Annotated in this window: 13 protein-coding genes; 8 read left to right on the top strand and 5 right to left on the bottom strand. The window is 67.0% G+C overall.

Going from position 1 to position 15,511, the window contains the following annotated elements:
• Nucleotides 1-26: 26 nt before the first annotated feature.
• The 3 genes from AC5P9F_RS05235 to AC5P9F_RS05225 are packed head-to-tail and all read right to left on the bottom strand — an operon-like array spanning nucleotide 27 to nucleotide 3,152.
• Entirely contained in the window at nucleotides 27-1,082 is a 1,056-nt protein-coding gene (locus tag AC5P9F_RS05235) for an ABC transporter substrate-binding protein (protein WP_043034044.1), read from the bottom strand.
• Nucleotides 1,079-2,470 carry a sensor histidine kinase gene (locus AC5P9F_RS05230; RefSeq protein WP_024958492.1) on the bottom strand — a complete coding sequence of 464 codons (1,392 nt, stop codon included), beginning with the start codon at nucleotides 2,468-2,470 and terminating at the stop codon, nucleotides 1,079-1,081. The genes AC5P9F_RS05235 and AC5P9F_RS05230 overlap by 4 nt, the downstream gene beginning before the upstream one ends.
• Nucleotides 2,463-3,152, bottom strand: a complete 690-nt coding sequence (locus AC5P9F_RS05225) for a response regulator transcription factor (RefSeq protein WP_062605673.1) — start codon at nucleotides 3,150-3,152, stop codon at nucleotides 2,463-2,465. The genes AC5P9F_RS05230 and AC5P9F_RS05225 overlap by 8 nt, the downstream gene beginning before the upstream one ends.
• 242 nt (nucleotides 3,153-3,394) lie before the next feature.
• On the opposite strand from AC5P9F_RS05225, the gene AC5P9F_RS05220 reads away from it, so the two are divergent.
• The 6 genes from AC5P9F_RS05220 (at nucleotide 3,395) to AC5P9F_RS05195 (ending at nucleotide 10,488) form a co-directional block, all read left to right on the top strand.
• Entirely contained in the window at nucleotides 3,395-4,534 is a 1,140-nt protein-coding gene (locus tag AC5P9F_RS05220; protein WP_049448331.1) for an OprO/OprP family phosphate-selective porin, read from the top strand.
• A gap of 74 nt (nucleotides 4,535-4,608) precedes the next feature.
• Nucleotides 4,609-5,937: a CitMHS family transporter gene (locus AC5P9F_RS05215; protein ID WP_012481220.1), complete on the top strand. Its 1,329-nt coding sequence runs from the start codon at nucleotides 4,609-4,611 to the stop codon at nucleotides 5,935-5,937.
• 24 nt (nucleotides 5,938-5,961) lie between these two features.
• The gene (phbB, locus tag AC5P9F_RS05210) at nucleotides 5,962-6,702 is read left to right on the top strand and encodes an acetoacetyl-CoA reductase (protein WP_005419193.1); all 741 of its coding nucleotides are present in this window, start codon (nucleotides 5,962-5,964) and stop codon (nucleotides 6,700-6,702) included.
• Between the two features lie 181 nt (nucleotides 6,703-6,883).
• Nucleotides 6,884-7,504 carry a hypothetical protein gene (locus tag AC5P9F_RS05205; protein WP_227860177.1) on the top strand — a complete coding sequence of 207 codons (621 nt, stop codon included), beginning with the start codon at nucleotides 6,884-6,886 and terminating at the stop codon, nucleotides 7,502-7,504.
• A complete protein-coding gene (locus AC5P9F_RS05200) occupies nucleotides 7,479-8,021 on the top strand; it encodes a hypothetical protein (protein ID WP_164225510.1) in 543 nt (180 codons plus the stop codon). The genes AC5P9F_RS05205 and AC5P9F_RS05200 overlap by 26 nt, the downstream gene beginning before the upstream one ends.
• A gap of 160 nt (nucleotides 8,022-8,181) precedes the next feature.
• Nucleotides 8,182-10,488 (top strand): TonB-dependent receptor, encoded by a 2,307-nt coding sequence (locus AC5P9F_RS05195; protein WP_164225511.1) that lies wholly within the window; start codon nucleotides 8,182-8,184, stop codon nucleotides 10,486-10,488.
• A gap of 439 nt (nucleotides 10,489-10,927) precedes the next feature.
• Here AC5P9F_RS05195 and AC5P9F_RS05190 read toward each other — a convergent pair whose 3' ends face one another.
• Together AC5P9F_RS05190 and rsgA are read right to left on the bottom strand one after the other, a co-directional pair.
• Nucleotides 10,928-12,181, bottom strand: a complete 1,254-nt coding sequence (locus AC5P9F_RS05190) for a flavohemoglobin expression-modulating QEGLA motif protein (RefSeq protein WP_164225512.1) — start codon at nucleotides 12,179-12,181, stop codon at nucleotides 10,928-10,930.
• A 210-nt stretch (nucleotides 12,182-12,391) separates the two neighbouring features.
• Nucleotides 12,392-13,501: a ribosome small subunit-dependent GTPase A gene (rsgA, locus tag AC5P9F_RS05185; RefSeq protein WP_032965961.1), complete on the bottom strand. Its 1,110-nt coding sequence runs from the start codon at nucleotides 13,499-13,501 to the stop codon at nucleotides 12,392-12,394.
• Between the two features lie 114 nt (nucleotides 13,502-13,615).
• On the opposite strand from rsgA, the gene AC5P9F_RS05180 reads away from it, so the two are divergent.
• Nucleotides 13,616-14,890 carry a pyridoxal phosphate-dependent aminotransferase gene (locus AC5P9F_RS05180; protein ID WP_005414441.1) on the top strand — a complete coding sequence of 425 codons (1,275 nt, stop codon included), beginning with the start codon at nucleotides 13,616-13,618 and terminating at the stop codon, nucleotides 14,888-14,890.
• 2 nt (nucleotides 14,891-14,892) lie between these two features.
• Nucleotides 14,893-15,510 carry an SGNH/GDSL hydrolase family protein gene (locus AC5P9F_RS05175; protein ID WP_033835206.1) on the top strand — a complete coding sequence of 206 codons (618 nt, stop codon included), beginning with the start codon at nucleotides 14,893-14,895 and terminating at the stop codon, nucleotides 15,508-15,510.
• The last annotated feature ends 1 nt before the right edge of the window (nucleotide 15,511 follow it).

Genomic DNA, 15,511 nt, shown 5'->3' with positions numbered 1-15,511 from the left:
CGCCATTGTACGGGCAGGCCGGAGCCTCAGCGCCCTGCCGGCTCCACGCTGCTGCGCCAGGCATCCAGGAACTGGCGGCGCTTGAGCGCGTCCAGGTACACCAGCAGGCCTGGGCCGAGCTGGATCGGACGGCGGCTGCGGCCGGGCGCATCGTCGCCACGTGCGTTGCCGGTCACGATCGGCATCAGCCGTGCCTCGCGCGACAGCACCTGCTGGCCACGCGGTGACAACAGGTAGTCGAGGAAGCGCCGGGCTTCTTCCGGGTGTGGGCCGGTACGTGGAATCACCGCGGTACGCAGCACCACCAGCGTGTAGTCCTCGGGCTCCACGATCGCCAGCGGCGCACCCGCGTCGATGCGCGCCTGCGCGTAGGAGCCGAGCACGTTGTAGACCAGCGACAATTGGCCGTTGGCCACCTGGTCCAGCAGCACGCCGGTGCGCTCCTCGCGCACCACGTCGTTGTCGCCCAGCGCGCCCAGCAACGCGCCGGCGATGCTGCCACGCTGTGCATCCTGGGTAGACAACAGGTAGCCGACGCTGCTGCGCTCGATGTCATAGGTACCGACCCTGCCGCGCAGTGGTGCCCCCTCCGCGCGCAACCGGTCCAGCAGTTGCCGACGCGTGTGCGGCACCTTCGCAGCCGGCAGTGCGCGGGTGTTGTAGACCATCACCACCGGCTCGTAGCTGATGCCGAAGGCCTCGTTGCGCCACTGCGCCCAGGCCGGTAGCGCAGCGGTCTGCGCCGAACGATGCGGCAGCGCGTGGCCGTCGTTGACCAGCTTGGTCTGCAGGTCCATGCCGCTGGAGATCAGCAGGTCCGGCGATGCCGGTCCGCCGCGGTCGTGCAGGTACCGCGCGTACAGGTCCTGGGTGATGATGTCCTCGTACACCACCTCAGTGCCGGGGTGCAGCCGCTGGTAGTCGGCAATCACTACCGCGAACACTTCGATGTCGGTAGTGCCGTGGATGCGCAGCTGCGCAGTGGCCTTTGCCTGGGCCGGGAAGCGGCGCACGTCGCCCGGTGCTGCAAGCACCGGCAGGGCCAGCAGCAAGGCAACGGCAGCAGCGAACAGGCGGATCATGGACTGCTCCGGGGCAGGCGGATGGTGGCGACCAGCCCGCCCTGCGGACGGTTGCTGAGGTCGATGCGACCGCCATGGCTGTCGACCACGCGCTTGACGATGGCCAGGCCAAGCCCGGCGCCGCCGGACGGCGCGCCTTCGCCACGGGCGAAGCGCTCGAACACGCGTTCGGCATCGGCGGCGGCAATGCCGGCACCGTGGTCGGCGATGGTCAGCACGGCCTGCCCGCCTTCCACGGTCAACGCGATCTGCAACGGGCCGTCACCGCCGTACTTGAGGGCGTTGTCGACCAGGTTCTTGATCGCCTCGCGCAGCAGCAGCGCATCACCGTGCACCTGCACGGGTTCGGCGGTCATCGCCAGTTGTACGCGCGGTGCCGGCCCTGCCTGCGGCAGCGCCTCATGCAGGGCCTGGTGCACGGCCTCGGCCAGGTCCACCGCTGCAAAGCGCTGCAGATGCGAGCGATGGATCACGCTGGCATCGCTGAGCAGCTGGTTCAGCAACCGGCTCATGTGGGTGGCATTGCGTTCGATCGCCTGCAGGCTGCGCCGCATGTCCTCGGGGTCGTCGTCATCCAGCGCCAGCTGTGCCTGCGCGCGCAGGGCAGCCAACGGCGTACGCATCTGGTGCGCGGCCTCGGCCATGAACGCGCGCAAGGTCTCGTTGCTGCTGGACAGTCGTTCCATGAAGCGGTTCAACGCCGCCACCATCTGGTCCATCTCGCGCGGCACGCGCGCATCCAGCGGTTTCAGATCGGACGGCTCGCGGCGCGACAGCTCGCGTTCCACCCGCACCAATGGCCGGAACGCGCGGTGCACGCCAAAGGCCACCAGCGCCAGCAGCAGCCCGGACAGCACACCGATCGCCAGCAATGCACGGTTGACCATGTCCTGCGCAACCGCTTCACGTGCACGCCGGGTCTGGCCGACCTGCACCTGCACCTCGCCCTGCGCCGACGCGGCGGCGAAACTGCGGCCGACGACCACGAAGCGCACGGTCTCGCCGCTGTACGCCGCATCAAACAGCTGCGGTTGCGGGCCGGGCCGGCGCGGTGGCGCCGGCAGGTCGCCGTAGCCGGTGATCAGGTTGCCGCGACTGTCGGCGACCCGATAGAACACACGGTCTTCCGGAGCCATCGCCAGCAGGTCCAGCGCGGCATAGGGAAGATCGACCTGCCATTGGCCATCGACCAGGGCCACCGAATCGGCAATGGACAACGCCGAGGACACCAGCAGGTGATCGTAGGAACGGTTGGCGGCGCGCTGGCCATAGCCGCGCGCGGCAAACAGCAGGGCCACCGCGAACACCGCCAGCAACGCGCCGAGATAGAGCAGCAACGTGCGCCGCAGCGAGCCCGGTGCGGCATTCGCGGTACGCGCGTCAGCCATCGGCGTCGGCGCTGCCGTCACTGGCTTCCAGCAGGTAGCCAACGCCGCGCACCGTGGTGATACGCAGCGGTGCGCCTGCCAGCTTCTTTCTCAGGCGACCCACATACAATTCGATGGCATTCGGACCGGCTTCGTCGTCGAAGCCGAACAGGCCGTTGCCGATTTCGTCCTTGCCGACCACCTGGCCGAGGCGGCCGACCAGGATCTCCAGCAGCCGGTATTCGCGGTTGGGCAGCTCGATCGGTTCACCGTTGAGGCTGACCCGGTGCGCGGCGTTATCGAACTGGAAGCCGCCGATCTGCACCACTTCGCTGGCCTGCCCACGCGCACGCCGCAGCAGCACGCGGCAGCGTGCTTCGAACTCGCGGAAATCGAACGGTTTGCCCAGGTAGTCATCGGCGCCGACATCCAGCGCCTGCACGCGGTCTTCGATGCCATCGCGCGCGGTCAGCATCAGCACCGGCGTGCTGTCGCCGCGCTCGCGCATGCCGGCCAGCACGCGCAGGCCATCGAGCTTGGGCAGGCCGATATCCAGCACCACCAGGTCGAAGCTCTGGTAGCGCAGCACGCTGGCCGCCGCCAGGCCATCGGCCTGCCAGTCCGCCGCATGCCCACTGCGGCGCATGCGGCGGATGATCGCATCGGCCAGATCCGGGTTGTCTTCGACCAGCAGCAGGCGCATGGGCACGGGGGTGGGAGGGGAAACGAATGCTACCGCATGCCGCTGTCGCGCTCGCCGGCCCCCGCCCGGAGGCAGCAGCGGGCCGCTTTACGCTGCACCGCACAATCCGTTGACAGGACGATGACAGCTTGCCCGACCCAGACTGCGGCCGCGCACCGTCCGGTGCCCACGATTGCCGCGCGCCTGGCGCGCACCTGGGAGGGTTTGTGGAATTCACGTTTGCCTGGCGGCGCCCTGCCGCCATGATGGCGCTGGCTGCCCTGTCGGCGCCGGCCTTCGCCGCCGAAGACGACCGTCCGGTCACCGCCACCCTGGGTGGTCGCCTGCACCTGGACTTCGCCACCTTCGACAACGACAACCGGGGCACCCCGAACAAGGACGACACCGAAATCCGCCGTGCGTGGGTTGACGTGTCCGGCAAGTTCTTCGTGGTCGACTACAAGCTGGAAGCCGATTTCTCCGGCGACCGCGTCGAGGCCAAGGACGTGTACCTGGCACGCAGCTTCGGCAAGGCCGGCAAGCTGACCGTGGGCCAGTTCAAGCAGTACTTCTCGCTGGATGACCGCACCAGCTCCAACTACGGCAGCTTCCTGGAACGTGGCAACGCCGGCACCACGTTGGCGCCGCTGTACCGCCTGGGTGCGTCCTGGCAGGCCAACCCCGGTGACTTCACCTGGGCGGCCAGCCTCTACAGCCTGGAGAGCATCGACGCCTGGCAGGTGAAGGGTCGCGCCGCCGGTGGCCGCGTCACCTGGGCACCCTCGCCCAGCGATGGCGACGTGCTGCACCTGGGCCTGTCGCTGGCCCGCGAGGCCTACGACAACCCCGGCGCCAACGGCGTGCCCGGCCTGCGCATCCGCCCGCGCCCGGCCGGCCATCTGTCGGACGAGAGCCGCCTGACCCTGGTCGACTTCTCCGCCGGCCGCGATACCGACGTCAACAAGTGGTCGCTGGAATACGCGCAGGTGCGCGGCCCGCTGTCGTGGCAGGGCGAGTTCAGTGGCGCCACCTTCGACGACGGCGCGCAGCGCGGCGATGTAATGGCGGCCTACGGCATGCTCAGCTGGTTCGTCACCGGCGAAAGCCGTGCCTACGACCGCAAGACCGGTCGATTCGCGCGGGTGAAGGACATCCGGCACAAGGCCGGTGCCTTCGAAGTGGCGCTGCGCTACGACCAGATGTGGGGCGCGCAGCATCTCGACGGTGCGCCGGACCTGCGTCGCGGCAGTACCGAAGCCTGGACACTGGGTGGCAACTGGTACCTGCGCGACAACCTGCGCTTCATGCTCAACGTGATCGAAAGCCGCAACCGTGATCGCCTGGCCGGGGTGACGGTGGACCGCACGCGCGCGGTCACCGGCCGCCTGCAGTACGACTTCTAGGCCCGACATTCCGGGCATTCCGCCCGGGCCCCTTCCACTCCCCACGTCCTGTTTTCGCAAGGAGTCCGCAGATGATGCTGAGCATCCTCGGCTTTGGCATGGTCATTACGTTCATGTACTTGATCATGAGCAAACGCCTGTCGCCGCTCGTCGCCCTGATCACCATTCCCATCCTGTTCGCGCTGATCGGTGGCTTCGGTGCCGGCATCGACGAGATGATGCTGGAGGGCATCAAGAAGATCGCGCCGACCGGCGTGATGCTGATGTTCGCCATCCTCTACTTCGGGGTGATGATCGACGCCGGCCTGTTCGATCCGCTGGTGCGGGTGATCCTGCGCTTCGTCAAGGGCGACCCGATGAAGATCGTGCTTGGCACCGCGGTGCTGGCGATGCTGATCTCGCTCGATGGCGATGGCTCGACCACCTACATGATCACCGTCTCGGCGATGCTGCCGCTGTACCAGCGGTTGGGCATGAACGCGCTGAACATGACGTGCGTGACCATCCTCGCCGGCGGCGTGATGAACCTGACCCCGTGGGGCGGCCCGACCGCACGCGCGGCCACCGCGCTGCACGTGGACCCGGCCGACGTGTTCGTGCCGCTGATCCCGTCGATGGTGATCGCCTGTGCCGGCGTGCTGCTGCTGGCCTGGTACCTGGGCCTGAAGGAACGCCGTCGCCTCGGCGTGGTCACCCTGCCCAAGGGCGGCAGCTGGATGGACAACAGCGTGTCCGATGACAGCAACCCGCTGCCGACCGTGGAAGACGCCGAAGACATCAAGCGCCCGAAGCTGCTGTGGGTGAACCTGGCGCTGACCGTGGCACTGATGACCGCGCTGATCATCGGCGTGCTGCCGATGCCAGTGCTGTTCATGGTCGGCTTCGCCATCGCCCTGGTGATCAACTATCCGAACCTGGCCGAGCAGCGCCGCCGCGTGGTCAACCATGCCGGCAACGTGCTGTCGGTGGTGTCGCTGATCTTCGCCGCAGGCATCTTCACCGGCATCCTCAACAACACCGGCATGGTCGAAGCGATGTCGCACAGCTTCCTGGCGGTGATTCCGGAATCGTGGGGCCCGTACCTGGCGGTGATCACGGCGGTGGCGTCGATGCCGTTCACCTTCTTCATGTCCAACGACGCGTTCTACTTCGGCGTGCTGCCGATCCTGTCCGAGGCCGCTGGCAACTACGGCATCACCCCGGTGGAAATGGCGCGCGCCTCGCTGGCCGGCCAGCCGGTGCACCTGCTCAGCCCGCTGGTGCCGTCCACCTACCTGCTGGTGGGCCTGGCCAAGGTCGAATTCGCCGACCACCAGAAGTTCACCCTGAAGTGGGCCATCGCCATCTCGATGCTGCTGATGGTCGGCAGCCTGCTGTTCGGCCTGTATCCCCTCGCCGCCTGACCCTTTGCCAAGGAGCCTTCTGCAATGACGCTTCGAATCGCTTACGTCACCAGTGGAATGGGCAGTGTCGGCACTGCCATCTGCCAGAGCCTGGCCCGCAGCGGCCACACCGTGGTTGCCGGCTGCGCGCCGAACTCGCCGCGCAAGGCCAACTGGCTGCGCGAGCAGCGCGAACAGGGATTCGACTTCATCGCCTCCGAAGGCAACGCGACGGACTGGGCCTCGACCAGCGCGGCGTTCGCCAAGGTCCGCGCCGAAGTCGGCGAGGTGGATGTACTGGTCAACAATTCCGGCGGCAGCCGCGACCTGCTGTTCCGGCAGATGACGGTGGAGGACTGGAACGCGGTGATCGCGTCCAACCTCAACGCGCTGTTCAACCTGACCAAGCAGGTGGTGGACGGCATGGCCACGCGGGGCTGGGGCCGCATCATCAACATCGGTTCGGTCAGTGCCCACAAGGGACAGATCGGCCAGGTGAACTACGCCACCGCCAAGGCCGCGATGCATGGCTTCAGCCGTGCGCTGGCTGCCGAAGTTGCGTCGCGCGGGGTCACCGTCAACACGCTGTCGCCGGGCTACATCGCCAGCCAGGCGATCAGCAGCTTCCCGCCGGATGTGCTGGACCGGCTGGCCGCCTCGGTGCCGGTTCGCCGCCTGGGCCGCCCCGAGGAAGTGGCCGGCCTGTGCGCGTGGCTGGCGTCGGATGAAGCCTCGTATGTGACCGGTGCCGACTATCCGGTCAACGGTGGCCTGTACATGGGCTAAGCCCTCCCCCACGGAGTGCGCGGGGGCCGGATCACCTTCAGTTGTGAAGGTGATCCGGCCCCTTTTGTTTCTGCATTTCTGAGACGCACTTCCCGATACATCGGCAGAACGCTGCTATACCTGCCAGCGCTCGCCGAGCCCGATGGATGAACGGCTGGAATCGCGGATCAAGGAGGTTGGCATGCGTGCATTGCTGATTGCGCTTCTCGTGGTCGCCACTACGCTGCTGGCGACACCGACCCGCGCGGAGCCCCCGCCTATGCGGGTGATCACGGGCCTGGGCTGCCCCGACTGGCTGATCCCACGCGCGCCCACGCTCGACGCGCAGATCACCGGCCATCCGGAGTGGACCTTCGCCTGGGCTCCCGCGTCCTATACCAATCGCGATCCCATCCGGATCTACATCCAGTCCTTCGACTGCGATTCCTCCGACATTGCAGGCTATTACTTCCGGATCGCAGCCATTGCCCATGAAGTGGGACACGCACTGTATTTCGAAGGTATCGCCCTGAGCACCCGAGGTGCGTTCATCCAGCACTTCTGCACCATGGAGGGGAAAGCGGTACTCAACAACCTCACCGCGCGCAGTGAGCTTCTGGTGACCAGCCTGGGGTACTACGACATCGGCGTAGCTGCGTCCAACGGTCCTGGCCTCATCGCACAGGCCGATGCCGGCGGTGAAGACCTGGACCGGCAGGTAGGTAAGCTGTTCTGCGACAACAACGTAACTTCAACCACCGGCGAGAACTACAACGACTTCTACGGAAGAATCTACGATGAAGCGATCGCAGCCCGTCCCTGAACTTCTTCTGATCCTGAGCCTGTTGGTTGCCGGTTCTGCAACAGCAGCCACGTCCGCTGCCACTGCGGAAGAGGCGGATGCAACCTGGCGGCTCGTGGAGCGCTGGTCCTTGCAGCTGTCACGCTCTGACCTTGTCGCGCAGCTATCACCCCTGGCTCCGGCCGGCTCGCGTTCGGAAGCAAGAATGGGCCGGGGCGACAGCGCCACCATCGATCTGGCGCCATTCGCGGTCGCTGGGAGGATCAAGGGGCCCTCTGGCCAGATCTACACCGACGCGTCGGGGCGAATCATCAAAGGCATTACGCTGCGGCTGAGCGGCGCCTGCATCTCGCGAAAGCAGATGGGTCGTCGCTACCCCGACTTCAATGTCCTTTCCGTGCCGTCAGGGCATAGCCTGAACGAGTCGACGGTGTTCGGCACAGTAGTGAACGGCATCCAGATCGGGTTCTCATTCTCCGAGCATGACCGTGACTGCATGGACCAGCTCAAATTGAGCTGGCCTGGGGAGCGCTTCTGATTCCCACCGGCCTACCACCATGACGAACATGTTGCAGAGCACGCACCACTGCCCTGCATCGTTCGTTGGTTTTTCGTAAAGAAGGTTTCATGTTCCGTTCGCATAGTGGCCATGCACCGCGCACGCGTGCCGGTGACCACCCCCAATGCAACGGACCACCATGCAGACCCGACACCTGACGATCGCCGTGGCGATCGCCCTCTCCGCCGCCACCAGCGCCCATGCCGCCACCGCCGCCGATACCGGCGCCAGCACCGATGCCGCGCTGAGCGCGCAGAGCGCGCAGACGCTGGATACCGTCTCCGTGATCGGCCAGGGCGAGACCCGCCAGGTGCAGCGCATCACCACCGTCGACAAGCAGGTGCTGCCGCCGGGCACCAGCGGCCAGAAGATCCTCGACCGCCTGCCGGGCGTGTCGGTGCAGTCCAACGATGCCTTCGGCGCCAACGAAGAATCGCAGACCATCAGCCTGCGCGGCTTCGACAAGAGCCGCCTCGGCTACACGCTGGACGGCATCCCGCTGGGCGACAACAGCTACGGCAACTACAACGGCCTGAGCATCGCCCGCGCCATCATCGCCGAGAACCTGGCCGGTGCCGAGCTGTCGCAGGGCATCGGTTCGCTGGGCGTGGCCTCGACCAGCAACCTGGGCGGCACCATCCAGTACTTCTCGATGGACCCGTCCACCGAGTTCGGTGGCCGCGCCAGCGTCACCGTCGGCGACAACAGCCAGCGCCGTGGCTACCTGCGCGTGGATACCGGTGACATCAACGGCTTCTCGGCCTATGTGTCCGGCGTGCACCAGGACCAGGACATGTGGGCCGCGCCCTACCAGAACCAGACCACCCGCCAGTTCAACGCCAAGGCAGTGTGGAATGTCGGCGACCACCGCTTCGGTGCGTTCGTGGCCACCTCGCGCGCCAGCCAGGCCAACTACGCCTACCTGTCCAAGGACATGCTGGCGCGTGGCCTGGGCTGGGATTGGAACATCTACGCGCCGGACTGGGATCGCGCCGTGGCCGCTGCGTACTGCGCGCCGGGCACCTTCAATGCTTTGAAGTGCAAGTACAGCGGCAATGTCCGCAGCATCGACGATGCCTACTACCAGAGCCGCGCACTGCGTGACGACAATCTCTATTCGGTCGATGCCGACCTGCGCCTGGGCGAGCAGGGCCGCCTGAAGCTGCTGGCCTATCACCACGACAACCGTGGCCAGGGCCACTGGTGGGCACCGGGCCAGCCGTCCTACCCGGGCACCGACAGGATGCTGCCGATCTCGATCCGCAGCACCAACTACACGATCAACCGCGACGGCCTGACCGCCGCGCTGTCGTGGACGGTGGGCATCCACGAACTGGAAGCCGGCCTGTGGTACGAGCAGAACGACCACAACGTCTCGCGCAACTTCTACTACATCAGTGGCCCGTTCCTGGACGACCTGTACCTGAAGAACCCTGATCGCCTGCTGTTCAACCAGGACTTCGACATCCGCACGCGCCAGTTCTACGTGCAGGACCGCATGCGCTTCCTGGACCAGCGCCTGACCGTGGACGTGGGCATCAAGAGCCCGAACACCCGCATGCGTGCCACCGCCCAGCCGGGCGTGGAAACCAGCATCGCCTCGGGCACGCTGACCGCCAAGGAATCGGTGCTGCCGCAGGTGGGCCTGGGCTTCAAGCTCAATGCCAACAACGAGCTGTTCGCCTCGTACGCCGAAAACATCGCCGCCTTCGTCGGCGGTGGCAGCGGCGGCCCGCTGCAGGTGTCGCCGGAATCGTTCGCGGCCAGCGCTGGCCTGGAGCCGGAGAAGTCCAAGAGCCTGGAAGCCGGCTTCCGTACCTTCGGCGAGAAGTACCAGGCCTCGATCGCCGCATACAACGTCAAGTTCGACAACCGCCTGCTGTCGTTGAACCCGTGCTCGAGCATCGAAGTCGGCACGCGTCCGGAGTGCGTGACGCGCTTCATCAACGTCGGTTCGGTGAAGAGCTACGGCGCGGAACTGACCTTCATCCTCAAGCCGATCGACGGCCTGCAGTGGTACAACGCGCTGTCCTGGAACAAGACCACCTACGAGGATGACTACACCTCGGGCGGCGCCATCGTTCCGGTGGCCGGCAAGATCACGGTGGATACGCCGCAGCGCATGGCCTCCAGTGAGATCAGCTGGAATCGTGACGGCTTCTTCGCCAGCCTGCGTGCCAAGTACACCGGCAAGCGCTACTACACCTACACCAACGACCAGTCGGTGCCGGGCGTGACCACCTTCGACGCTGGTGCGGGCTACGACTTCGGCCCGGGCCTGGGCCTGCGCAACGTGCGGGTTTCGTTGAACGCGACCAACCTGACCAACAAGCGCTATGCCGGCCAGCTGAGTTCGTTCGCACCGACTGATCCGAAGGGCACGCGTTATGCGATCCATGCGAGCGCGCCGCGGCAGCTGTTCATGACGGTGGCGGCGGAGTTCTAAGTCGAAAGCGTTGCCCCGCGGCGTCTTGATTATCGTCGCGGGGCAGGGCCGGATGGGCCGGCGCAGGACACGCCGTAAACCCATCCATGGGGGCTCGATGGCGCCATCCATGGCGCCAACGGTCCTGCGCCGGCCCATCCGACCCTGCTCGACGGTTTCCCGCGCCACGGTGCGGAAGGCAAAGAAGAGCAAAAAGCAAAGAGCCGGGCATTGCCCGGCTCTTTGCTTTTCAAGCGCAATCCCTTCGGCGCGGTGATGTGCTGCCGCCCGCGCGGGAAAATGTCTGGCGGCGGTGGGGCACCCTGGCCAGGACCGTGAGGCGCATGGATGCGCCGATCGAGCCCCCATGGATGGGTTTACGGCGTGTCCTGGCCAGGGTGCCCCACCGCCGCCCAGCGACATCAATCGAGGCGCCAGCGCATCATCCCGCCAACGCCTTTCATTCCGGCGCCAGCTGGTCCATCCGTATCCGGTTGGCGAACAGCGAGAACGCCAGCATGCCAGCCAGGCCGTTCGCCCGGCTCACCCAATGCGGCAGCCAGCGCGGCGGCTTCAACACCCCCGCCTCGAACAGCGGCGCGAACGCGATCGCATCGGCCAGGCTCATCTTGCCGGCGAACAACCAGCGGCAGACCTGCAGGCGGTCCTCGGCCAGCATGTGGCGGAAGAAGGTGTGCACCGACACCAGGCCGCGCAGATACACCGTGTCCTTGGTGAACGCCAGGCCGCCATTGGGCGGCACGCCACGGAACACGCGCTGTGCCGAAGCGAAGCTCTCTTCCGCGTTCTGCCCGGCATCGCAGAAGTAGCGGAACACCTCGATGAAATCAGCACCTTCGCGCGCCATCGCAATCGCCTCGGTACGCAGGCTGATGCGCTTCAGGCGCTCGATGTCGATGCTGCCGGTGATCTGCTCGGCGAACGTCGCCAGCCCCTCCTGGGTTGCCGTCACCCGTGGCGAGGACAACGCCAGGCTCGGCAGCACCGGCTGTTCGCGGCCATTCAAGGCGGTCAGCGAATGCACCAGCGCTTCATGGTGGAACAGCTGCGCACGGTCGTAGGCGCTGAAGCGCGCACTGGTACGCAGGCGGATACGGGTCGGGCCGGCGGCCGCCTTGGACACCAGCTCCGGATCCAGCTGCACCTGGATGATGCGTGATTCGAAGAAGGCATCCAGATCGTTCTGCAGTTGCAGCTGCAGGGCAATGGCCGAGACCGGCACCTGCTCTTCCGGCGCCAGCAGTTCGTGGTCGAGTTCGGCAGCAATCTGGATGAAGTGACGCGCCGCTTCGCGCGTGCTTGGGCCACTGCCCGGCAGCGGCTGCTCGGGGGCGCCGAACAGCTGCACCGAACAGGTATCGACCGCCGCGGTGCCCAGCCCTTCCAGCAGCTGCGCGGCCAGGTCCCAGCTCTGCGCCGACTGTCGCACGTAGTGGCCCAGTGGGTGGCTGTCGTCGCAGTCGGCGGCGATCGCGGCCAGCGCGCGACGTTCTTCGCTGAAGTCCAGCCGTGGGTAATCCACCTTCGGCAGCACCGGCTGACCACGTGCCACGCTATCCAGGAACGGTGCCTGCACCGTTGCCGGCCAACTGGTCAGGCCCAGCAGGCGGATGCCTCCCACGGCCTCGACCAGGCGCGCATCGAGCGCTGCATGGTGGGCCACTTCACGGTCCAGCGTCGCAGTCGGTTCCATGCGCGGACTATAGCGCCCTGCCCGCGCGTTGGTAGGTGCCAATCTTGGTTGGCATCCGCCGAAGGCGGGCTTCGGACACGTCCGTGCCAACCAAGGTTGGCACCTACCAGAAGCAGGTTTCCTGCACCTGCCAGGCGCGGGCAGAGGCGGGATGCATTGCGCAGATCAGCGCCCATCGCGGCGCAATGGGATCCGACCCCGCGGTACCGATCAGCGCCTACGCGGCTTGCCGGCCGGGCGGAACTGCTGGCCCTTGCCCTTCTTGCCGCCACGCTCCTGCGCGGTCTCGGCCTGGCGGACCGCCAGCTTGGCGGCGGCGGCGGCCACTTCTTCCTTCAGCTTGAAGTAATTGAGCAGCCGGCTCTCTTCGATCTCACCTGCGTCGATCGCTGCGCGTACGGCACAGCCCGGTTCCTGCTGGTGCTTGCAGTCGTTGAAACGGCACTGTGCGGCCAGCGCTTCGATATCGGCGAAGCCGCCTTCGGACAGCGTCTCTTCACCGGTCGGCTTCAGCTCGCGCATGCCGGGGGTGTCGATCAGGCAGGCGCCGGTCGGCAGCGGCATCAGTGCGCGGTGCGTGGTGGTGTGGCGTCCGCGCGAATCGTTGGCGCGCACCGCGTTGGTCTTCATCCGCTGCTCGCCCAGCAGGGTGTTGGTCAGCGTCGATTTGCCGGCACCGGACGAGCCCACCAGCACCACCGTGCGGCCCGGGCCCAGCCACGGTTGCAGCACCGCCACGCTGTCGGCATCCAGGCCATTGATCGCATGCAGCGCGATACCCTGCATCTCCAGCTCTTCCAGCACCGCCAGCGCGTCTTCGCTGTACTCGGTCTGGTCGGCCTTGGTCAGCACCACCACCGGTTCGGCACCACCACCGCCGACCAGCAGCAGGTAGCGCTCGATGCGGCGCGGGTTGAAGTCGGCATCCAGCCCGCAGACGATGAACACCGTATCGATGTTGGCCGCGATCACCTGCTGGTGGTAATGCTCGCCTGCCGCACCGCGCTTGATCGCGGTACGCCGCGGCAGCAGCGCGACGATGCGGATGCCGTCGAGCAGCACCCAGTCGCCCACTGCGGGCCGTTCATGGCTGGGGAAGCGCGGGCGCTGCCATTCGGGCAGCGACTCGGCCTTGATCGAGGCATCCGGGCCATCGGCCACCACGTAGTGGGTGCGGTGCTGTTCGATCACCCGTGCCGGGCGGGCCTGCGGGTGCGCGGCCATCGCGGCCTGCCAGTCGGCCTGCTGCGCCGGGCCCGGCCAGGGCCAGCCAATGGTCTGCAGGGCGATGAAATCGGGGGTCTGGGTCATCGCCGCCATTCTACCTGTGCCGGCGCCCTGCCAGCCCAGCAATGACGGGCCCGGCGCCCTTGCCATGCATTGCAGCAATTCCGGTAGGATGGAAGCCCCATGCCTTTTGACGGCCCAGCTCCCATGTCCACCAACTCGCCCAAGCCCCTGGCCATCCGCGAGCGCCTTTCCGAAGTGCGCTACGAAATCCGCGGAGAACTGGCGCGGCGAGCCCGGGAGCTGGAGGCGCAGGGCCGCAAGCTGATCAAGCTCAACATCGGCAATCCGGGCGCTTTCGGCTTCCGCGCGCCGGAGCACCTGCAGCGTGCGATCGCCGACGACATGGGCCGCACCGACCCGTACACGCACCAGCAGGGCCTGCCGGTGGCGCGCGAAGCCATCGCCAGCTACTACGCCCGTCGTGGCGCGCCCGATGCGCACCCTGACCGTGTCTTCCTCGGCAATGGCGTCAGCGAGCTGATCGACCTGTCGCTGCGTGCGCTGCTCAACCCGGGCGATGAAGTGCTGGTGCCCTCGCCCGACTACCCGCTGTGGTCGGCCTCGACCATCCTCAACGATGGCCGTCCGGTGTACTACCGCTGCGCACCGGAGAACGGCTTCCAGCCGGACCCGAGCGAGATCGAGACGCTGGTGTCCTCGCGCACCCGCGCCATCGTGCTGATCAATCCGAACAACCCCAGCGGCGCCAGCTACCCGCGCGAACTGCTGGAGCGCGTGGTCGAGATCGCACGCCGCCACAACCTGTTGCTGCTGGTCGACGAGATCTACGACCAGATCCTGTACGACGACGCGGTGTTCCAGCCGGTCGCGCCGCTGGCCGGTGATCATCCGTGCCTGACCTTCAGCGGCCTGAGCAAGGTGCACCGCGCCTGCGGCTGGCGCGTGGGCTGGGCCCACCTCAGCGGCGACGATGCCCGCCTGGGTGACTTCCGCGCGGCACTGGACCTGTTGGGCGCGCTGCGCCTGTGCGCCAACGTGCCGGGCCAGTACGCCATCGAGGCCGCGGTGAACGGTCCGGACACCATTTCCGAACTGTGCACGCCGGGCGGCCGCCTGTATGAAACCCGCCGCGCGGTGATCGAGGCCTGCGAAGCCAGCGAGCACCTGTCGCTGGTCGCACCGGCCGGCGCGCTGTACGCGTTCCCGGCCGTGGTCGGCGCCGCTGCGAAGGGCTTCGACGACCACAACTTCGCGCTGGACCTGATGAACAACGAAGGCGTGCTGGTGGTGCCGGGCTCGAGCTTCAACGTGCCCTATCGCCATCATTTCCGCGTGACCTTGATGCCGGAAGCCTCGGTGATGCGCGATGTGTTCGCGCGCATCGACCGCGTGCTGGCGCGACGTGCCGAGGACGCGACCAAGGTCGTGCCGCTGAAGCCGCGCCGTTCGGTGGCCTGAGCGTGGCGCTGTCCTACCTGGCGCTGGGCGATTCGTACACCATCGGTGAAGCGGTTGCAGTCGAAGGCCGCTGGCCGCACCAGCTGGCCGCCACGCTGCGTGCGCAGGGCATTGAGCTGTCCGATCCGCAGACCATTGCGACCACCGGCTGGACCACCGACGAGCTCGATGCGGGCATCGATGCGGCTGCGCCGCAGGGGCCGTTCGATTTCGTCAGCCTGCTGATCGGCGTCAACAACCAGTACCGCGGGCGTCCGCTGGACGAATACCGCAGCCAGTTCCAGGTGCTTCTGCAGCGGGCGATCGGCTTCGCTGGCGGTGATGCCGGACGCGTGCTGGTGCTGTCCTTCCCCGATTGGGGCGCGACCCCGTTCGGCGCAGGCAGTGGCCGCGACCTGGCCGCGATCGAGATCGAGACCGACGAGTTCAACGCGGCAGCCGAGGTGATCAGCACCCAGCAGGGCGTGGCCTTCGTCGACATCACCGATATCAGCCGCGCACAGGGCGAAGACCCGACGATGATCGCCGAGGATGGCCTGCACCCTTCGGCGCGGATGTACGCGCTGTGGAGCGCACGCGCCCTTCCGGTGGCCGCGCATCTGCTTGGCGGCACGGACTGAG

The organism is Stenotrophomonas sp. YJH_SMC_4 (assembly GCF_059371575.1).
The sequence above is the reverse complement of the archived record's forward strand: the minus strand, read 5'-3'. Positions and strand labels throughout refer to the sequence as shown.

Bases quoted from the DNA above. Each gene is read 5' to 3' on its own strand.
- AC5P9F_RS05235 (WP_043034044.1), bottom strand. From the start codon at position 1,082: ATGATCCGCCTGTTCGCTGCTGCCGTTGCCTTGCTGCTGGCCCTGCCG.
- AC5P9F_RS05220 (WP_049448331.1), top strand. From the start codon at position 3,395: ATGATGGCGCTGGCTGCCCTGTCGGCGCCGGCCTTCGCCGCCGAAGAC.
- rsgA (WP_032965961.1), bottom strand. From the start codon at position 13,501: ATGGCGGCGATGACCCAGACCCCCGATTTCATCGCCCTGCAGACCATT.
- AC5P9F_RS05225 (WP_062605673.1), bottom strand. From the start codon at position 3,152: ATGCGCCTGCTGCTGGTCGAAGACAACCCGGATCTGGCCGATGCGATC.
- AC5P9F_RS05230 (WP_024958492.1), bottom strand. From the start codon at position 2,470: ATGGCTGACGCGCGTACCGCGAATGCCGCACCGGGCTCGCTGCGGCGC.
- AC5P9F_RS05215 (WP_012481220.1), top strand. From the start codon at position 4,609: ATGCTGAGCATCCTCGGCTTTGGCATGGTCATTACGTTCATGTACTTG.
- AC5P9F_RS05205 (WP_227860177.1), top strand. From the start codon at position 6,884: ATGCGTGCATTGCTGATTGCGCTTCTCGTGGTCGCCACTACGCTGCTG.
- AC5P9F_RS05180 (WP_005414441.1), top strand. From the start codon at position 13,616: ATGTCCACCAACTCGCCCAAGCCCCTGGCCATCCGCGAGCGCCTTTCC.
- AC5P9F_RS05200 (WP_164225510.1), top strand. From the start codon at position 7,479: ATGAAGCGATCGCAGCCCGTCCCTGAACTTCTTCTGATCCTGAGCCTG.
- phbB (WP_005419193.1), top strand. From the start codon at position 5,962: ATGACGCTTCGAATCGCTTACGTCACCAGTGGAATGGGCAGTGTCGGC.
- AC5P9F_RS05190 (WP_164225512.1), bottom strand. From the start codon at position 12,181: ATGGAACCGACTGCGACGCTGGACCGTGAAGTGGCCCACCATGCAGCG.
- AC5P9F_RS05195 (WP_164225511.1), top strand. From the start codon at position 8,182: ATGCAGACCCGACACCTGACGATCGCCGTGGCGATCGCCCTCTCCGCC.